19 protein-coding genes are annotated in these 16,966 nt (G+C 46.8%); 13 read left to right on the top strand and 6 right to left on the bottom strand.

Annotation, left to right across the window (positions count from 1 at the left end; genetic code table 11):
• A partial coding sequence (locus V7126_RS17370) for a PucR family transcriptional regulator (protein ID WP_335497951.1) occupies positions 1 to 524 on the top strand: 524 nt, incomplete at its 5' end.
• 50 nt (positions 525 to 574) lie between these two features.
• Here the strand turns inward: V7126_RS17370 and V7126_RS17375 are convergent.
• Together V7126_RS17375 and V7126_RS17380 are read right to left on the bottom strand one after the other, a co-directional pair.
• Entirely contained in the window at positions 575 to 1,420 is an 846-nt protein-coding gene (locus tag V7126_RS17375) for a TIGR03943 family putative permease subunit (RefSeq protein ID WP_046130901.1), read from the bottom strand.
• Positions 1,421 to 1,424: 4 nt separating this feature from the next.
• Positions 1,425 to 2,303, bottom strand: coding sequence for a permease (locus V7126_RS17380; RefSeq protein ID WP_046130902.1), 879 nt, complete (start codon positions 2,301 to 2,303; stop codon positions 1,425 to 1,427).
• A 502-nt stretch (positions 2,304 to 2,805) separates the two neighbouring features.
• Here V7126_RS17380 and V7126_RS17390 point away from each other — a divergent pair.
• The 3 genes from V7126_RS17390 to V7126_RS17400 all read left to right on the top strand — a co-directional run bounded on the left by V7126_RS17390 (position 2,806) and on the right by V7126_RS17400 (position 4,594).
• The gene (locus V7126_RS17390) at positions 2,806 to 3,762 is read left to right on the top strand and encodes an acetylxylan esterase (RefSeq protein WP_046130903.1); all 957 of its coding nucleotides are present in this window, start codon (positions 2,806 to 2,808) and stop codon (positions 3,760 to 3,762) included.
• A 95-nt stretch (positions 3,763 to 3,857) separates the two neighbouring features.
• A complete protein-coding gene (locus V7126_RS17395) occupies positions 3,858 to 4,274 on the top strand; it encodes a MarR family winged helix-turn-helix transcriptional regulator (RefSeq protein ID WP_046130904.1) in 417 nt (138 codons plus the stop codon).
• Positions 4,265 to 4,594: a DUF3147 family protein gene (locus V7126_RS17400; RefSeq protein WP_046130905.1), complete on the top strand. Its 330-nt coding sequence runs from the start codon at positions 4,265 to 4,267 to the stop codon at positions 4,592 to 4,594. The genes V7126_RS17395 and V7126_RS17400 overlap by 10 nt, the downstream gene beginning before the upstream one ends.
• On the opposite strand, the gene V7126_RS17405 is transcribed toward V7126_RS17400, so the two are convergent.
• The 4 genes from V7126_RS17405 to V7126_RS17420 all read right to left on the bottom strand — a co-directional run bounded on the left by V7126_RS17405 (position 4,581) and on the right by V7126_RS17420 (position 7,514).
• On the bottom strand, positions 4,581 to 5,021 hold the full coding sequence (locus V7126_RS17405; RefSeq protein WP_046130906.1) for a hypothetical protein: 441 nt from the start codon (positions 5,019 to 5,021) through the stop codon (positions 4,581 to 4,583). The two genes, V7126_RS17400 and V7126_RS17405, sit on opposite strands and share 14 nt — an antisense overlap.
• Positions 5,022 to 5,100: 79 nt before the next feature.
• On the bottom strand, positions 5,101 to 5,901 hold the full coding sequence (locus tag V7126_RS17410; protein ID WP_052948522.1) for a hypothetical protein: 801 nt from the start codon (positions 5,899 to 5,901) through the stop codon (positions 5,101 to 5,103).
• A gap of 57 nt (positions 5,902 to 5,958) precedes the next feature.
• Positions 5,959 to 6,642: an amino acid ABC transporter permease gene (locus V7126_RS17415; RefSeq protein ID WP_046130907.1), complete on the bottom strand. Its 684-nt coding sequence runs from the start codon at positions 6,640 to 6,642 to the stop codon at positions 5,959 to 5,961.
• A gap of 11 nt (positions 6,643 to 6,653) precedes the next feature.
• Entirely contained in the window at positions 6,654 to 7,514 is an 861-nt protein-coding gene (locus V7126_RS17420) for a transporter substrate-binding domain-containing protein (RefSeq protein ID WP_099047015.1), read from the bottom strand.
• A gap of 506 nt (positions 7,515 to 8,020) precedes the next feature.
• Between V7126_RS17420 and V7126_RS17425 the strand changes: the two genes are divergently transcribed.
• The 9 genes from V7126_RS17425 to V7126_RS17465 all read left to right on the top strand — a co-directional run bounded on the left by V7126_RS17425 (position 8,021) and on the right by V7126_RS17465 (position 16,935).
• Complete coding sequence (locus tag V7126_RS17425) at positions 8,021 to 8,962, top strand: ABC transporter substrate-binding protein (protein ID WP_335497958.1); 942 nt, start codon at positions 8,021 to 8,023, stop codon at positions 8,960 to 8,962.
• A 69-nt stretch (positions 8,963 to 9,031) separates the two neighbouring features.
• Positions 9,032 to 10,030: a FecCD family ABC transporter permease gene (locus tag V7126_RS17430; RefSeq protein ID WP_099047088.1), complete on the top strand. Its 999-nt coding sequence runs from the start codon at positions 9,032 to 9,034 to the stop codon at positions 10,028 to 10,030.
• Positions 10,027 to 11,025 (top strand): FecCD family ABC transporter permease, encoded by a 999-nt coding sequence (locus V7126_RS17435; protein WP_046130910.1) that lies wholly within the window; start codon positions 10,027 to 10,029, stop codon positions 11,023 to 11,025. Before V7126_RS17430 ends, V7126_RS17435 begins: the two co-directional genes overlap by 4 nt.
• A gap of 10 nt (positions 11,026 to 11,035) precedes the next feature.
• Positions 11,036 to 11,857 (top strand): ABC transporter ATP-binding protein, encoded by an 822-nt coding sequence (locus V7126_RS17440; protein ID WP_046130911.1) that lies wholly within the window; start codon positions 11,036 to 11,038, stop codon positions 11,855 to 11,857.
• Between the two features lie 87 nt (positions 11,858 to 11,944).
• Positions 11,945 to 12,670 (top strand): AAA family ATPase, encoded by a 726-nt coding sequence (locus V7126_RS17445; RefSeq protein WP_046130912.1) that lies wholly within the window; start codon positions 11,945 to 11,947, stop codon positions 12,668 to 12,670.
• A 61-nt stretch (positions 12,671 to 12,731) separates the two neighbouring features.
• On the top strand, positions 12,732 to 14,168 hold the full coding sequence (locus V7126_RS17450; RefSeq protein ID WP_046130913.1) for a glycoside hydrolase family 1 protein: 1,437 nt from the start codon (positions 12,732 to 12,734) through the stop codon (positions 14,166 to 14,168).
• Between the two features lie 267 nt (positions 14,169 to 14,435).
• A complete protein-coding gene (locus V7126_RS17455) occupies positions 14,436 to 14,603 on the top strand; it encodes a hypothetical protein (protein WP_164918135.1) in 168 nt (55 codons plus the stop codon).
• Between the two features lie 6 nt (positions 14,604 to 14,609).
• The gene (locus V7126_RS17460) at positions 14,610 to 15,419 is read left to right on the top strand and encodes a serine/threonine protein kinase (RefSeq protein ID WP_046132506.1); all 810 of its coding nucleotides are present in this window, start codon (positions 14,610 to 14,612) and stop codon (positions 15,417 to 15,419) included.
• 19 nt (positions 15,420 to 15,438) lie between these two features.
• Complete coding sequence (locus tag V7126_RS17465) at positions 15,439 to 16,935, top strand: FAD-dependent monooxygenase (protein WP_046132505.1); 1,497 nt, start codon at positions 15,439 to 15,441, stop codon at positions 16,933 to 16,935.
• The last annotated feature ends 31 nt before the right edge of the window (positions 16,936 to 16,966 follow it).

Consider the following 16,966-nt stretch of genomic DNA (forward strand, 5'->3'; position numbering starts at 1 on the left):
AACGTTCCGCCCTTGCCGCATCATCAGAGCTGATCAACCGGCTTTTAACCCATTTGCGCTCACAAACGCTGCCGCCAATATTCATCGGAGTCGGCAATGAATACAGCAGTCCGCTCTTTCTCGGCAAAAGCTACAGGGAAGCTCTGCAAGTCACAAAAGCTGCGGAAATCACCGGAAGCCAGGAGCATATTCCCTATGAATATCAAAAGCTCGGACTTTTCAGATACCTTGACCAAATCGCCGCAAAAAACGACCAGCTCCACTATTCGAATCCCGATCTGCTCCTTTTGAAGGAAAAAGATAAAGAGAGCCAAACCGAATTTTTAAGAACGCTCGAAATCTATCTTGTGAACAATTGCAAAGTCAAACAATCCGCAGAACAGCTGTTTATCCACCAGAACACGCTAAACTACCGCATTAAGCAAATATTGGACATGACCTCGATCGATCTGAACGATTTTCATACGAGATGCCAATTGTTCATCGATCTGATGCTGATGAAAAAAGCCGGATATAAATCTTAGGCAATTCCGGCAGAGACAGAAAGAGCCGGTACATGCTGCACCGGCTTTCTTTAGTATGTTCTGTATACGTAAGGATCTTTCGGCTTTTTGATGTTGGACCAGCTTTTTACCTTTAAAACGGGAATGACGGATTTAAATGGCTGATAGTATTCGGATGACAACGTTCCTTTCACATGTATCCATTGGTCATTTTTTGCCTTTATATCATCAGGGAATTCCACCAGCATGCCGTAGACGCCCGAATCGGCGATGCAGTGGATGATTCCGAAGCGGAGAACGAAAAGCTGCCGCTTATTGATCGATTCCCCTTTAAATGCAAAACCGTTGAAATCAATCTTTTTGCCGAGAAATTCCCCAGGATAATTATAGATCGTCTCCATGCCTTTTAGAAAATCATGATCCGTTAACGATATCTGTTTTTTCCCTTTATAATCCTTGAGGGCTTTCTCCATCAGTTCGTCATAGTCTTCCTGTCCGTAGTAAATGCTCGTATCAGGGCGCAAATACTGGGTTTGGGCGTAATGATCTGGCTGATCGATCGCCTTAAAGGAAAAGCCCTTCGACTTCACGATCGTAGAGTCAAGCGTCGCCACCGGCAGGAAAAGCCCGGTGAATAAAGGAAACAGGAATACGAGGTAAATAAACATTCTTTTAAAGAACGGTTTATGTTTTTCGTGATCATGATCATGTCCGCACCCGCAGTCATGACCGCAATCCGCCCCATCCCGCCCCTTTATATACTGATAGAATTGAACAGCCGTCAAAATGGCAAGCAGAAACATCCCGATATACGACAAATACGCGTATTTCATATTAATATATTTCGTTAAATTGCCTGAGGCGTGAAGCTGAAAAAAGAAAAACGTAAAAAACATTAAAATGAATGTACGAAACATGATCTCACCCCTTCACCAAAAGTGATCCGGCCAGAACGATAACGGCGATATAGGCGATCAGCACAAATACAAACCGCTTTTTAAAAGTGCCGAGCATCATCAGCAGGTTCTTGATATCGACCATCGCTCCAAACACGAGAAAGGCGATGAGCGAGCTGAGAGAAAACGTGCTGCTGAAGGATGACGCAATAAAGGCATCAACCTGTGAGCAAAGCGACAAAACAAAGGACAAGCCCATCATCACAAGCGATGAAGATATATCATTGTGTCCGATTGCAAGAAGCGTCGATGTTTTGACATATGTCTGCATCGCAGCCGCCACAAAAGCCCCGATGATCAAATATTTTCCGACTGAAAAAAACTCATCAACCGCATGGCTGAGCATGCCGCCCAGCTTCTTCAGAAATGTCTTTCCGGAATGGCCGTGATGATGGTGTGAATCGCCTTCAAGAAGCTGATTTCCTTTAAATTGATAAGAAATGATAATTCCGGTAATAAGGGCTGCAGCGAACGCCAGCCCGCCGCGGTAAAGAACGACATCCCACTTGTTTCCGAAAGCGATAAACGTCGAAAACAATACAATCGGATTGATGATTGGAGCCGTCAGCATAAAAGCTGACGCCGCGTGAAGCGGCACGCCCTTTAAAAGCAGGCGCCGGGCGATCGGAACGATGCCGCATTCACAAGCCGGAAACAGCATGCCGGCGAATATGCCGAACAGCACAGCCAGAAAGCGGTTTTTCGGAATGATCTTTGCGATCATTTCTTCCGTGACAAACATTTGAATCAAACCAGAGATAAAAACGCCGATCAATACGAATGGAATTGCTTCTATTAATATGCTGATAAAGATTGAATTGAGCTGCAGAAACTGTGAAGCCATAAAAAACCTCCGAGGGCTGCATTTTTTATTTCAAACTAGGATTATATCATAACTGTAATGGAGGGGGGATATGAGTGTATTTGGCGGGCTGTCTTCCCATGAGGCAAGCTAATGCGGACAGGTTTGGCCCGTCCGCCGCGCTGCCCGGATGGCGGGAACAGCCACACGATGTGCAGGCAGAGAAGCGGCGGTCTGATTTCATGTCTCAAACCATATCCTCATCGTTCATATGAACGACAAATTCACTCGATTTCACGGCATCCTTGTTTTAAAGTCTGACGGATGCGGATTGCGTTAAAAAAACTGAACGGTGCGGCATTCACCGCTCCGTTGACAGACAAGACCGTTGTCACGAATGCAATCGGCCTTGACTCAGCGACAGTTTGTACGATTTTTTTCGGGCAGAAACATCATCACCTTTTTTTATGCTTCATTCTCTCGTGAATGAAAGATGAATATTATGATAGAATATTCTTACAATTGATGAGAGGGGACGAGAGTCGTGCAGCAACCTTATGATTTACCATTAGAACAGTTATACCAATATAAACCAGAAAAAACCGCTTTGGACGATTTTCAAGAGTTTTGGGAGGAATCGCTGGGGGAGCTTGCAAAAGAAAAAGCCGAACCGCAGCTTGAAAGGTACGATTACCCGGCAGACGGCGTGAATGTGTACTGGCTGACATACCGGAGCATAGGCGGGGCGCACATTAAAGGATGGTATGCGGTGCCCGGCCGCAAAGGCCCGCATCCTGCAATCGTCAAGTATCACGGCTATAACGCGAGCTATGACGGCGACATTCATGACATCGTCAACTGGGCGCTGCATGGCTATGCGGCATTCGGGATGCTTGTCCGCGGACAGAACGGCAGCGAGGATACGAGCGGCTCCCCTCACGGACACGTGCCGGGCTGGATGACAAAAGGCATCCTTGACCCGAAAACGTATTATTACAGATACGTGTATCTCGATGCCGTAAGGGCGCTCGAGGTCGTCAAAGGGTTTGCCGAAGTCGATGAAAAACGGATCGGCGTCATCGGCGCGAGTCAAGGCGGCGGACTGGCGATCGCGGTTTCCGCATTGTCTGATATTCCGGCAGCTGCCGTTTCTGAATATCCGTATTTAAGCAATTTCCAAAGGGCGATCGATACAGCGATAGACCAGCCGTATCTGGAAATCAACTCTTTTTTCAAAAGGAACGGCAGCCCGGATATTGAGAGGAAAGCGATGAACACCTTGTCATATTTTGATATTATGAATCTCGCCGAATCGGTGAAGGCGCCCGTTCTCATGTCAATCGGCTTAGTGGACACCATCACGCCGCCATCGACCGTTTTTGCGGCCTACAATCATCTAAACACTGAAAAAGAGCTGAAAGTGTACCGTTATTTTGGCCACGAATTTATCCCGGCGTTCCAAACGGAAAAATTGGCGTTTTTGAGAAAGCATTTAAAATGAAAATGTAGGCACCCGGCTGAAGATTTGCCGGGTGCTATTTTATATCTTGATCAAAGAATATATCGTATAGTAAGATATAAAAGGGTGATGATTTGATGAACGAAGTGATTGAAGCAATCAATAAAGACTGGACAGATATTTATTACCGTTTACACTATAAGCATCAAGACGGGCTGTCACACCAGGCCGTCCGTTTGCTGCAGCATCTCGAAAAAAACAGGTACGCCACAATCGGCGATTTGGCAAGCCTTTTGGGGGTATCCCACAATACCGCATCTGAGCATGCGAAGCGGCTCATTCAGAAGAAGCTCGTTGAAAAAAAGAGGGACGCCAAGGATGAACGAAAGGTCTATGTCATATTAACGGCTGAAGGAGAAGCTGCCGTAAAACGGCATACCCGGCTTGATCCGGACAAGCTGAAAAAGGTGCTTGAGCATTTACATGAGGATGAGACCGAAATGGTGAAAACGGCATTTTCCATATTAAGCCGGGGGGCAAAATCGTGTTTTTAATTGTTAAAATTGCCGTTTCTGCCGTTGTCATCGGCATTATTACTGAAATCGCCAGAAGGTCGCCGGAGACCGGAGGAATCGTCGCCGCACTTCCGCTTGTCAGTCTGCTCAGTTTATTTTGGCTTTCGGTCCAAGGAGAGTCTCTGAAGCATTTAAGCCAATTTGCGGCAGGCGTGCTGTGGGGGCTTCCGGCAACCGCAGCGCTTATCCTGATCGTAGCTGTCTGCTTAAAATCCGCGCTTCCGCTTGCCGTTTCTTTCGTGTTCGGTTTATGCGGCTGGGGCGGATGCTTGCTGCTTCAAAAAGCTATTTTTGGCTGAGAGCGGAAAAATCAAGAATTTCGGGAACGGCGCCGTAGGTTCCCTTAATGCGAATGTTTTTGCATTCGCCTTCCGTATTTTCAAAATACAGCCTGTATGTGCGGGGCATTGATGTAATCACGTCTTGGGCTGTTCGATCCGGCCAGTTCCCGACAAAGTCTTTTATACTCAAACTCATAAATCTGCCGGCCAGGTGCATCATCTGGATTTTAATGGTCGTTTTGCAATTTTCCGCATTGAAAATCGTAAACTTATAACCTATGTTCCAGTTTCGCGAGTCAGAGTCATTGTAAGGAATAGGTTCCACATGCGATCCCGTAAACGTAATGTTTAATTTGTGCGGGAATGTGTAAGCCGCGGCACTGCCTCCAAAGCTGAAAAATCCGCAAACCAGTGTCAAAATCGCTGCCGACAAAAAACGTTTCATCAAAAATTCCATTTTATTGTAACAAACGGGTGGAAAAATGAGGAGATGTTTTATAGAAGCATGCGGGGCGGGCTCTTTTTTATGTGCAATGTTTGGACGGAATGATATACAGCTCGGAATGGGAAACCATTCTGGGCGTAATTGGAATATCCTGAAGCGCATCAGCGGGTATAACAGCAGTGGCAAAAAATCGCGAATATCCATTTTGGCTAAGGATGATTCGGTACGTCTGTACAGATTCCGGCTCAAGCTCATACGAAAATGCGCGAGCTGAATCCTGATTGATCTGAAACGATTCCCAATCTCCATTTTGAAAATGATATAAGCATCCTTTTAGTTTATATGTCTCTTCATTGATCAAGGAAATATACATATGTTGATCATCTAACCTTCTGACCCGGTTTCCTTTCCTGTCAGAAAGATAAATCAGCCGTCCCTGTTCTCCGCTGCTTCTCTTCTGATGGACGGGTTGAACGAAAGGCGGGCGCTCCAGCTGGCCGGAAGATGCCGTGCAAGATATCAATTCAAAATAATAGACAGCAGCATATTCGGTGTTCCAATCATCCTGTTCAGTTTTTAAATCGAATATGGATGTCTGGGCGATGATATAGACGATGCGGCTCCCTGAAGGAATATCTTTCAGACTGATATGGGTGTTTTTTGAGGAACGGGGAGGTACTGTCAATTGAAAGGTTTGGACGGGTTCAGAGTATTCTTCGAAGATTACCGAGATGTGAATATGATCCGTCTCATCTGTTTCATTACGATATGTATACGAGGCTTTAAAGTGTCCTGAAGGATCTGTTTTGTATTGCGCTTTGTTTCTGTTTATGACATAACGGTCCTCTACATGGAAATGGGTTGACCTGATTCTGTTCATAAAACTGCCTCCTTTTTAGGATAGAGAACCGCCAGCTTTGGGCCGGCGGCTTTCTTTCTACCTTTTCAGGTAAACTTCTGTCCGTTTCTCCAAATAATCCTGAAACAAAGCGATCAGCGAACAAATCCCCCAGTAAATCAAGGCAACTAAAATATACATCGTCATGTAATCGAATTCCCGGCCGCCGACGATTTTTGCCTGTTGAAACAGCTCAGGTACGGTAATCATGGCCGCAAGGGAAGATGCTTTCACAAGGTCGAGCATCACGTTTGTAAGCGGCGGCAGGGCGATTCTCACCGATTGGGGGACGATGACGTGCCGCATCGTCTGCCAATAAGAAAATCCGATCGATTTTGCAGCGTCCCACTGGCCTCTGTCAACAGAAGACAAGGCTGAACGGATGATTTCGGCAATATAGCCGGCGCTGTTGACGCTAAAGCCGATCAAGGCAGCCGTTAATGCCGGAAACTGAATGCCGATGTACGGAAAACCAAAGTAAAGAATAAATAAAATGACCAATATCGGGACGCCTCTCATAAATGAGATATAGACTTTTGCCGGCCATCTGAGCAAAGCGAACCGGGACATGCGGCCAAGCGCGACGAAAAAGCCGAGAATCAGGCCGAAAAACATACTGGCAAACGAAATCAGCAGCGTATTCCATATGCCCTGCATGACATAAGGAAAGGATTTAGCGGCTAATTCTGCATTGAAAATATATTCCCATTGAATCGAGCCCACGTCTCATTCCTCTATTTGTCTACATCGACGTCAGTAAAGTCGATATCCTGTTTTTTTGAAACATCGGCGCCGCCAAAGAATTGTTTTGAAATCTTCTTAATCGTTCCGTCTTTCAGCATATCTTTTATCGTTTGATCGAACCGTTCTTTTAGTTCGGTATTTCCTTTTTTGATGATCATCCCTTGCTGGTGCGGGTAATATTTAAGATCGGGGTGAATCGTCAAATCCAAATCAGGCATTGCCTTAAGCGCCAGCTTTTGCAGATAATAGTCGTTTAAAATAACGTCTGTCCTGCCGTTTGCCACGTCTTTTAAATATTGTTCATTTGTTGCATTGTCGTAAATAACCTCTTCAGCCCCGTATTTTCTGGCGATATCCATGTAAACGGTCGTTGCCGCTCCCGCCGCCTTTTTCCCTTTCAGGTCATCAAGTGTGCGGATGCCTGATAAATCCTTCTTGCGGACGATTGCCGTACCGTATGAATACTTATAAGGCGTTGAGAACAAGAACTTTTTCTTGCGGTCCTTTGTCATTGTAATATCATTGGCTGCAGCGTCTGCCTGTCCACTGTTGACCGCTGTCAGCATGCCGTCAAAGCCCATTTCTTTAAATTCGACATCCAAACCGAGCCGCTTGGCCGCCTCGCGGACGACTTCAACTTCATAGCCGGTCAGCTTGTCCTTGCCGGAAACCGTGTCATGGTATGAAGTAGGGTAAAGGGTTCCCGAAGTCGCCACAACGATCTTCCCTTTTTCCTTGATTTGCTCCCAGGCCGTTTTTTGGCCGTTTTGAGTCGTGTTGCTGCACGCAGCGGTTAAAAATGCGAATGCCGCTGCGATAAGAACCAATGTATAAATGCGAACGTTTTTCACTGAAATATCCTCCTGCCATTCGTGTAGTCAAGAAAACATTAGCACTATAGAAGGCAAACAGGCAATAAGTTATTTTGTATTGGGAAAAAATAAATGAAAAAGATATTGGGCCATATACGGAGGATTGAAACATATTTGTATGATCAACGGACATGAGGCGTATCCGCATGCGGGAGGGCAGCTGAATCATACGATTTTTACGGCGATGGTTCCGGTGAATGGCCCGATTTAAAAGATAAAGATGTGCAGCCTTTACTGGTATATCAAAAAATAATCTCATTCTTTTTTCAAACGGGCGGCTGTTATCTGGGCCGTCCATTATTTCAGGCGTAATGTATAAGCGTTGGAAATTGGGATCCGCTGTGCCCGGTTATATTTTCTTGTTTGAAAAATGCTTTAAATTTAATTTTTTTATTAAAAAAACCTAGATTTTTATTTAAAAATTAGATATTTTTTATATATGATAATGATTCTCATTTTAAATTAATCGGAAAAGGAAGAGAATGATGTTGAAATACAGCAGGAAATTAACCGTACTTTTCGGCGTTTTAGCGTTGATGCTGATCATCGCATCCGGATGCTCCTCCGGCCAAAAAGAAAACAGCGGAGCATCGCAAGGAGAAGGAAGAGAAATAAAGCATGAACTTGGGACAGCCCATATCAGCGGTACGCCCAAAAGGGTTGTCGTTTTGGAGAATTCGTTTGTTGATGCAGTGACAAAATTGGGTGTGAAACCCGTTGGAATAGCAGACGACAAGAAAAAAGATATGATTGAAAAGCTTGTTGGCGAACCGATTGAATATACCTCTGTCGGCACCCGCAGCGAGCCGAATTTGGAAATCATCAGTTCTCTAAAGCCCGATTTAATCATAGCCGATGCTGAACGGCACAAAAACGTGTACCGCGATCTAAAAGGCATCGCGCCTACGATTGTACTGAAAAGCAGAGAGGCAACTTACCAGGAAACAATTGACGGATTTCAAGCGATCGCCAAAGCCCTTAATAAGGAAAAAGAGGGGAAACAAGACCTGGCAGACCATCAGAAGCAAATGAACAGCCTGAAAAGCAAACTGCCGAAAAAAGAAAATCGCACGATTCTGCTTGGTGTTGCCCGGACCGACTCTTTTAACGTCCACACATCATCCTCATATGACGGAGAGATTATGAGAATTCTCGGGTTCAAGCACGCGCTGCAATCCAAAGAGGCGTATAAAGATGTCAGCCTGGAGCAATTGAGCGAAATCAACCCGGATATTCTTTTCGTATCAAGCAACGAAGGACATACGATTGTTGATGACTGGAAAAGCAATCCGATCTGGAAAAACCTTAAAGCGGTGAAGAACGGCCAAGTATATGACGCCGATCGCGATCTTTGGACAAGATTCCGCGGAATCAGCTCAAGCGAAAAGCTGTCAAAAGACCTGATCCAAAAAGTGTACGGCAAATAATCAAAACCAAAAAGAAGCGGGAGTCATTCCTTGCTTCTTCTTGTTTTATCAACAGGGTTCTGTAAGGAAGTGGGCCATTTGAATGTTTCAGCAAACAGACTTTTTATTTTGATAACGGCTTTCATTTTATTTATTTTAGGCATCGGTTTAAACCTGTCTGTGGGGGCGTCTCATATCAGCTTTGCCAATGCCTTGAAATCGCTTGTAGTGTGGGACCACTCAAAGGAACAGCTGATTATCACGACTCTCCGCCTCCCGAGGACGCTCATCGCCGTCTTTGTCGGGGCCAATCTGGCGGTAGCAGGAGCTTTGATGCAGGCAATGACGAGAAATCCGCTTGCATCCCCGCAGCTGTTCGGGGTGAATGCGGGAGCATCATTGGCGGTGGTAGCGTCGATTGTGCTGTTTCCCCATTTGAACGCTTTTTCCTCCGTCGGATTTGCTCTCGTCGGTGCGGCAGCAGGAGGCTTGATCGTCTATTCTTTTTCTTCCTCAGGGGGAATGACGCCGGTTAAGCTTGCACTGACCGGCATGGCGGTCCACCTTTTTCTATCTTCATTCACACAGGGGATCATCATCCTGAACGAATCAGCGGGTGATGTCCTGTACTGGATGACCGGTGCGATTGACGGGAGCAACTGGAAAGATGTAACGGTCATATTGCCGTTTGCGCTTGTCGGCGTCGGGCTCGCCGTCATATGCTCGGGAGCGGTTTCGATTCTTGGATTAGGAGAAGAAACGGCAAAGGGGCTTGGGCAAAATACAAAAGCGATCAAAATGCTCGTCAGCCTGGTCATTCTTATTTTGGCCGGATCTTCTGTTGCCGTTGCCGGCCCGATCGGGTTTGTCGGCCTGATTGTTCCGCATATCGTCCGAAAGCTGGTTGGCGAGAACTATAAATTCGTCATCCCGTTTTCCGCATTGTTCGGAGCTCTCCTGCTCGTCTACGCTGATGTGCTTGCAAGGTGGATCGCATTTCCGTATGAATCTCCGGTCGGCATCGTGACCGCCATACTCGGAACCCCGTTTTTCTTATATTTGGCGAGGAAAGAGAGGAATGCAAGATGAAAAAGAGTCTTCATATCAAACATCCTTTTATGATCGTCATTCTTCTTTTTCTTGTTATGCTCGTCTGCGTCATCATCAGCATAGGCTTCGGGGCGCTTTATATTGCACCGGGCGATGTGATCAAAAATTTGTTTGGAATCAGCAGCGACTATCAATTCATTATTCAGAAATACCGGCTTGCAAGGGTGATTCTGGCAGTGCTTGCCGGAGCAGGTCTCGGAGTATCCGGTGCGATTTTGCAGGGAGTGATCAGAAATCCGCTTGCATCACCTGATGTCATTGGAATAACAAAGGGCGCCAGCTTGTCGGCGATGGTCGTCATTCTGATTTTTCCTGCGGCGCCTCTCATTGTCCTGCCTCTGTCCGCATTTGCCGGGGCGGGTCTTGTTGCTGTATTGTTAATGGTATTCGTACGCAAAAAAAATGCCAGGCCGTCGACGATCGCGTTAGTCGGTATCGCATTGGGTGCGATCTGCCACGCCGGCATGCAATATATGATGGTCAAGTTCCCCGGGGATGTGAATGCCGCCCTCATTTGGGTCACCGGGAGTCTGTGGGGGAGGAGCTGGGATGAGATCAAGCTCCTTGCTCCATGGCTTGTATTATTTTTGCCCATTCTCTTTCTCCTAGCGGCCAAGCTTGATTTAATGTCGCTCGGTGATGAGCTTGTCGACGGTTTGGGAGAACGGTCGGCGCGCCTCAGGTTTATGTTAATATTCGTCGCTGTCGGCCTTGCCGGCAGCTGTGTTGCAGTTGTCGGTTCAATCGGATTTGTCGGTTTAATCGCTCCGCACATTGCCAGAAGGCTTGTCGGGACAAAATCAAAATATCTGCTTCCCGCTTCAGGGCTTGCGGGTTCGATTATCCTCCTGGCAGCCGACAGCATTGGCAGAGGATTGATGCCGCCTGTGGAAATACCGGCCGGCATATTGACCGCCATCATAGGGGCTCCATATTTTCTATATTTATTAAAAGCTGAATCTGCAAAAAAGTGAGTGGAGGATGATGAAGGTGAAACTATCGGCGCAAAAGCTGACCCTTTCTTACGATACATCGACAATCATCAATGAGATTGACTTGGAAATTCCGGAGGGCAAGATCAGCGTTCTGATCGGCTCAAACGGATGCGGAAAATCCACCATATTGAAATCTCTTGCAAGGATCATGGCGCCTGAAAGCGGCTCTGTTTATTTGGACGGAAAAGAGATTCACCGGCAGCCGTCAAAAGAGATAGCGAAAAAAATGGCGATTTTGCCCCAATCGCCTCAAGCACCGGAAGGGCTTACTGTTGAGGAGCTGTGCTATTTCGGAAGACACCCTCATAAAAAACTGCTTTCCAGGCATACAAAAGAAGACCATGAAATGGTTGATTGGGCTTTAGAAGCGACGGGGATGGCGGAGCTGCGAAGTCGGACGCTTGACGCCCTTTCCGGCGGACAAAGGCAAAGAGCTTGGATTTCAATGTCTTTGGCGCAAGGTACGGACTTGCTTTTGCTTGATGAACCTACGACATTTTTGGATATTGCCCATCAAATAGAAGTTTTGGAGCTGTTAAAACATTTGAACCGCGATCATGGCCGCACGATTGTGATGGTATTGCACGATTTGAACCAGGCTTCCCAATACGCCGATTATTTAATCAGCATATTGGACGGCAAGGTATACAGCGCAGGAGCGCCTGAAGAAGTGTTTACACCATCCTTGTTTCGCGACGTTTTTGGACTTGAGTGCTGCATCATGAAAAGCCCCGTCGACCAGAAGCCGATGTGCCTGCCGACCGGTTTATGCGGCAGAGCGCTCGCAGCGGCGCAAAATATGAATGGATGAGGTTTGTGCTTGAAGGCGCAAACCTCTTTTTTCGTTTTGATAGAAGACATGATACAGTTATGGTAAAAGTTCAAGCGGGTGATGCCTATGTTTTTAAAAAAGCTGACATTGCTTCAAGAAAAAATTCCTCACGATTCAAAATATCCTTTTTCTATTCCGGCTATTAAACATTTAAGAGAATTGACATTTCAGAAAAGCGTTACTTTTTTTGTCGGGGAAAACGGCTCGGGAAAATCGACGCTGCTTGAAGCGATTGCGGATAAATGCGAATTTAACACGGCCGGCGGGGGAAGGAATAATACATATGAAGTGCATGCATCGGAGTCTTCCCTGGGTGACTATCTCAGACTTTCCTGGCTCCCGAAAATAACGAACGGTTTTTTTCTGCGTGCGGAATCCTTCTATCACTTTGCGACTCATCTTGAAGAGGTGGATAATACGGGCTTCATCCATTACGGAGGCCGTTCCCTTCACGAGCAGTCTCACGGCGAATCTTTTTTGTCGCTTTTCAAGCACCGCTTCAACGAAAGAGGAATTTACCTTCTCGATGAGCCTGAAGCCGCTCTATCACCGGCGAGGCAGCTCGCTTTCTTAAAAATCATCCATGATTTGACCCGCAATAACGAAGCCCAGTTCATCATCGCTTCCCACTCCCCGATATTATTGGGTTATCCGGATGCGGAGATTTTCAGCTTCGACGGTGACGCCATCTCTGAAGTAAGCTATGAGAATACCGATCACTACACGTTAACGAAATATTTCCTCCAGCACCGCGAAAAGCTTCTTGCCGAATTGTTTTCAGAAGATGTTTGATGTGAAACGCGTTTCATAAGATATGATAAAGTGCAAACATCGAAACAGGAGTGAAACCATTATGATTCATCAGGATCTGAAATCATTTCCAAAACATTTCTTATGGGGATCGGCTTCTGCCGCCTATCAAGTGGAAGGAGCCTGGAACGAGGACGGCAAAGGCGCCTCGGTTTGGGACGTATTCACGAAAATTCCGGGAAAAACGTTTAAAGGCAGCAACGGAGATATTGCGGTTGACCATTATCACCGGTTTACAGAAGATGTTGCTTTGATGGCTGAAATGGGATTGAAAGCATACCGATTCTCGGTAAGCTGGCCCAGGATTTTTCCTCAAGGCAGGGGAGAGGTCAATGAAGCGGGTTTAGGGTTTTATGACAGGCTTATTGACGAATTGCTGGCTCACGGTATCGAGCCTGTTTTAACGCTTTATCATTGGGATCTTCCCCAGGCTTTAATGGAAGAGTACGGGGGGTTCGAATCCAGACGGATCATCGAAGACTTTGACGCATATTGTGTGACGCTCTACAAGCGTTATGGGGACAGGGTGAAATATTGGGTATCCCTCAATGAACAAAATTACAACTTTAACCATGGTTTTATCACGGCCATGCACCCTCCGGGAGTCAAGGACAGAAAGCGGTTTTATGAAGCGAATCATAACGCGTTTTTAGCTAATGCCAAGGCGATCGATTCGTTCCGCCGATACGTTCCGGACGGAAAAATCGGGCCCAGCTTTGCCTATTCGCCGGCATATCCGCTGTCCAGCCGTCCGGGCGATATCCTCGCTTTCGAAAACGCCGAGGAATTAACGAATCATTGGTGGCTTGACGTGTACTGCCGGGGAACATACCCGGATATTCCTTTTCAATATTTGAAGGAAAAAGGATGGGCGCCGACGGTCAAGGACGGGGATTTTGAGCTGCTGGCGAAAGGCAGACCGGATTTTGTCGGAGTGAACTACTATCAGACGATCACTTATGAAATGAATCCTCTTGACGGTGTGTCAGAAGGGAAAATGAACACTACAGGTCAAAAAGGCAGCAATCAGGAAACGGGTATTCCGGGTTTATATAAGACAAAAAGAAATCCTCATGTAGAGACGTCCAATTGGGACTGGGCCACTGATCCAATCGGTCTCAGAATCGGTCTGCGCAGGATATCAAGCCGCTACAAGCTGCCTGTTTTTATTACGGAAAACGGACTGGGCGAATTTGACAAGGTTGAGCAAGACGGCACGATTCAGGACGACTACAGAATCGCGTATTTACGCGCACATCTGGAACAGTGCAAACAGGCGGTGAACGACGGAGTCGAGTTAATCGGCTACTGCAGCTGGTCGTTTACCGATTTATTGAGCTGGCTCAACGGATATCAAAAGAGATATGGATTTGTCTACGTGAACCGCGATGAAGAAAACGTCAGGGATTTAAAACGGATCAAAAAGAAAAGCTTTTATTGGTATCAAGACGTGATTAGGTCAAACGGAGAGAAGCTGTAAGGAATGGGCGCTGGACGGAGTCAGCGCCTTTTTTCGCCTCTGCAGCAATATGATCCTGAAGATCACCAAAAATAAAGGACGGACAAGTGCGTTTTTCTATTCTGAAATTTATTAATGTTGACACAATCCCCGTTGAATTCAAAATTTCTTTAAGAGAAAAGAAGGTATTTAAAATGAAAAATCTAATTTTCTCATAACGAAGAAAACCCCCTATAGAAAAGTTTGCTGAACGAATGTTATAAAATAACCGGATAAGGAGTGATTGAATTGCTACGCAAATTGTTGAATTCATTGAAAAACGGCGGTTACCGCCGATACAGCAGCAGCGATTACGGAAAGCGCCCATACAAAAAATACAGCAGCAGCGATTATCGGAAAAAGGGCCATGGGCACCATCACTATAAACGAAAGCATCATCGTTTTTACAGCAGCTGATCTGACGTGAAAACGATCCTGAGATGGGTGTTTGACCGCCCGTTAAGTAAAGGGACGGAGATCTCCGGACAATATCGAATCAAAGATGTTCTCGGGATGGGAAGCTACGGCATCACATATCTTGCCGAAAGGCTTGACGGGTCCGGACCTTGTGTCGTCAAGCAGCTGCGAAGAACAAAGTCCTGGACATCCGACGGCCGAAAGTCCTTTGACAGGGAAGCGGAGATTCTGCGAACACTGGGCTCTCCAGCTGCGCCCCGCTTGTATGATGTGCTCGACAGCGGACGGAAGTGCTTTATCGTGATGGAATATATAGACGGAAAAACGTTTGAAGATTTGATTTTTGATGAAGGACGCATCTTCGATGAACGGGAAACTGTCTTGGTATTGCTTGAGGTGCTTCGAATCGTTTCTTCTATTCATGCCCGCGGGATGATTCACCGCGACCTGAGAATCCCAAATATTCTTGAATCGAAAGAAGGCATCCGCATCATCGATTACGGGCTTGCCTGCAGCTTGACTGAGGCCGGGGAGACGGTTTACCGGCATCCGGAGAAAAAGCTGATGCGGTCGGTTTCGGTAAAAAGCGATTTTTACGCGTTGGGGCATTTTGCGCTTTTTCTTCTGTATTCAGGGTATATACCAAAGACAAAGGAAGAAAAAAGCTGGGAAGAGGAGCTTTGTATTTCCGCAGGGATGAAAGCCGTTTTGCGCAAAATGCTGCAGATTGATCCTCCGTATAATAGCGCCGTGGATATCATCGCCGATCTGGAGTCCAACCTGTCTCCCGGGCTGGTGATAAAAGAAAATCTGTAATCAAAAGGGATGGTCGCCAATGAATTCAATTTTGATCATCGGAGCAGGACCGACGGGATTGGTGCTCGCGCTCTGTCTTGCAAGGCAGGGTGTGCCGTTTCGCATCATCGATAAGAATTCAGGACCGGGCCGGACGTCCCGGGCTATGGTTGTTCATGCCCGCACGCTTGAATTTTACCGCCAGCTTGATATTGCCGATGAAGCGGTCAAAAAAGGCATCACGGTCAACCGGGTCCACATTCGCAGGAAGGGGAAAGAAAAAGGGCATTTCAAGCTTGGGGATATCGGGGAAGGTTTAAGCCCTTATCCTTTTGCACTCAGTTTTCCGCAGGATGAACACGAACGCTTTCTGCTTGAAAAGCTTAAAGCGGAAGGAATCGGAGTCGAATGGGAGACAGAACTCGTTTCTTTTGTTGATAAAGGCGGGTATGTTGCGGTGGAGCTAAAGAAAAAAGATCAGACGGAAATCGTTGAGACCTCTTATCTGTTGGGGTGCGACGGCGCACACAGCACCGTTCGGCGCGGCTTGGATTTTCAGGGAGGCACGTATGATCATACCTTTTATGTTGCCGATGCGGAAGCGTCGGGCGAAGCTGCTTCAACTACAGATTTGAATGTGTGCCTTGGTGAAGATGAATTTTGTATCGTTTTCCCCGTCAGGAACACTGGATTGAACCGGTTCATCGGGATCGTGCCGTCCGTTCAGGAAGGCCGGGGAAGGGTTGCATTTGAAGATATTGCTCCTTTCATAGAAAGGCTGCTGAAAGTCAAGGTGCACGGTGTGAACTGGTTTTCAACATACCGCGTTCATCATCGGGTGGCTGAAAAATTCCGCAAAGGACGCATTTTTATTTTGGGGGATGCGGGCCATATTCATAGTCCGGTCGGCGGCCAGGGAATGAATACAGGCATCGGTGACGCCGTTAATTTAGCCTGGAAGCTGGCCTCGGTGTTTCACAGACGGGCCGGTGAAGCCGTTTTGGACAGCTATGAAACGGAACGGATTGCTTTTGCCAGGCTGCTCGTAAACACGACAGACAAGGCCTTTCAGGCGATCATCGGCCGACATCCCGCCGGAAGGCTTGTCCGGACCGTGCTGATGCCTTATGCTGCGCCGTTTCTCCTCGGGTTTCGGCCGGTGAAAAAGGCTGCATTCAACACCGTATCGCAAATCCGCATACATTATCGGGACAGTTTTTTGAGTATGGGAAAGGCCGGAAAGCTTCACGGAGGGGATCGTTTGCCATGGGTTGAAGAGATAGACAACTTTGCGCCTCTAAAAACCGCCGACTGGCAGATTCACATATATGGCAAGGCGAGTGAGGGATTGCGTGAAACGGCTAAAAATCTTAAACTGGCCCTGCGCGAATTTCAGTGGAGCCGGGCCTGCCATAAGGCGGGGCTTCTGAAGGACGCCCTCTACCTTGTCCGGCCGGACGGGTACATCGGCCTTGCCGACAGTAACCAGGATACCCGGAAGCTGCGTGAATATTTTTCTCAATGTACAATCAAATAAAGCTGCCGGTTGATGAACTGCACCCCAATTG

Source organism: Bacillus sp. JJ675, assembly GCF_036963165.1.
GTDB classification, from domain to species: domain Bacteria; phylum Bacillota; class Bacilli; order Bacillales; family Bacillaceae; genus Bacillus; species Bacillus glycinifermentans.

Coding starts and splice junctions, on each gene's coding strand:
- V7126_RS17435 (WP_046130910.1), top strand. CDS start 10,027: ATGAAAAAGAGTCTTCATATCAAACATCCTTTTATGATCGTCATTCTT.
- V7126_RS17425 (WP_335497958.1), top strand. CDS start 8,021: ATGTTGAAATACAGCAGGAAATTAACCGTACTTTTCGGCGTTTTAGCG.
- V7126_RS17395 (WP_046130904.1), top strand. CDS start 3,858: ATGAACGAAGTGATTGAAGCAATCAATAAAGACTGGACAGATATTTAT.
- V7126_RS17410 (WP_052948522.1), bottom strand. CDS start 5,901: ATGAACAGAATCAGGTCAACCCATTTCCATGTAGAGGACCGTTATGTC.
- V7126_RS17380 (WP_046130902.1), bottom strand. CDS start 2,303: ATGGCTTCACAGTTTCTGCAGCTCAATTCAATCTTTATCAGCATATTA.
- V7126_RS17405 (WP_046130906.1), bottom strand. CDS start 5,021: ATGAAACGTTTTTTGTCGGCAGCGATTTTGACACTGGTTTGCGGATTT.
- V7126_RS17375 (WP_046130901.1), bottom strand. CDS start 1,420: ATGTTTCGTACATTCATTTTAATGTTTTTTACGTTTTTCTTTTTTCAG.
- V7126_RS17450 (WP_046130913.1), top strand. CDS start 12,732: ATGATTCATCAGGATCTGAAATCATTTCCAAAACATTTCTTATGGGGA.
- V7126_RS17440 (WP_046130911.1), top strand. CDS start 11,036: ATGAAGGTGAAACTATCGGCGCAAAAGCTGACCCTTTCTTACGATACA.
- V7126_RS17465 (WP_046132505.1), top strand. CDS start 15,439: ATGAATTCAATTTTGATCATCGGAGCAGGACCGACGGGATTGGTGCTC.
- V7126_RS17445 (WP_046130912.1), top strand. CDS start 11,945: ATGTTTTTAAAAAAGCTGACATTGCTTCAAGAAAAAATTCCTCACGAT.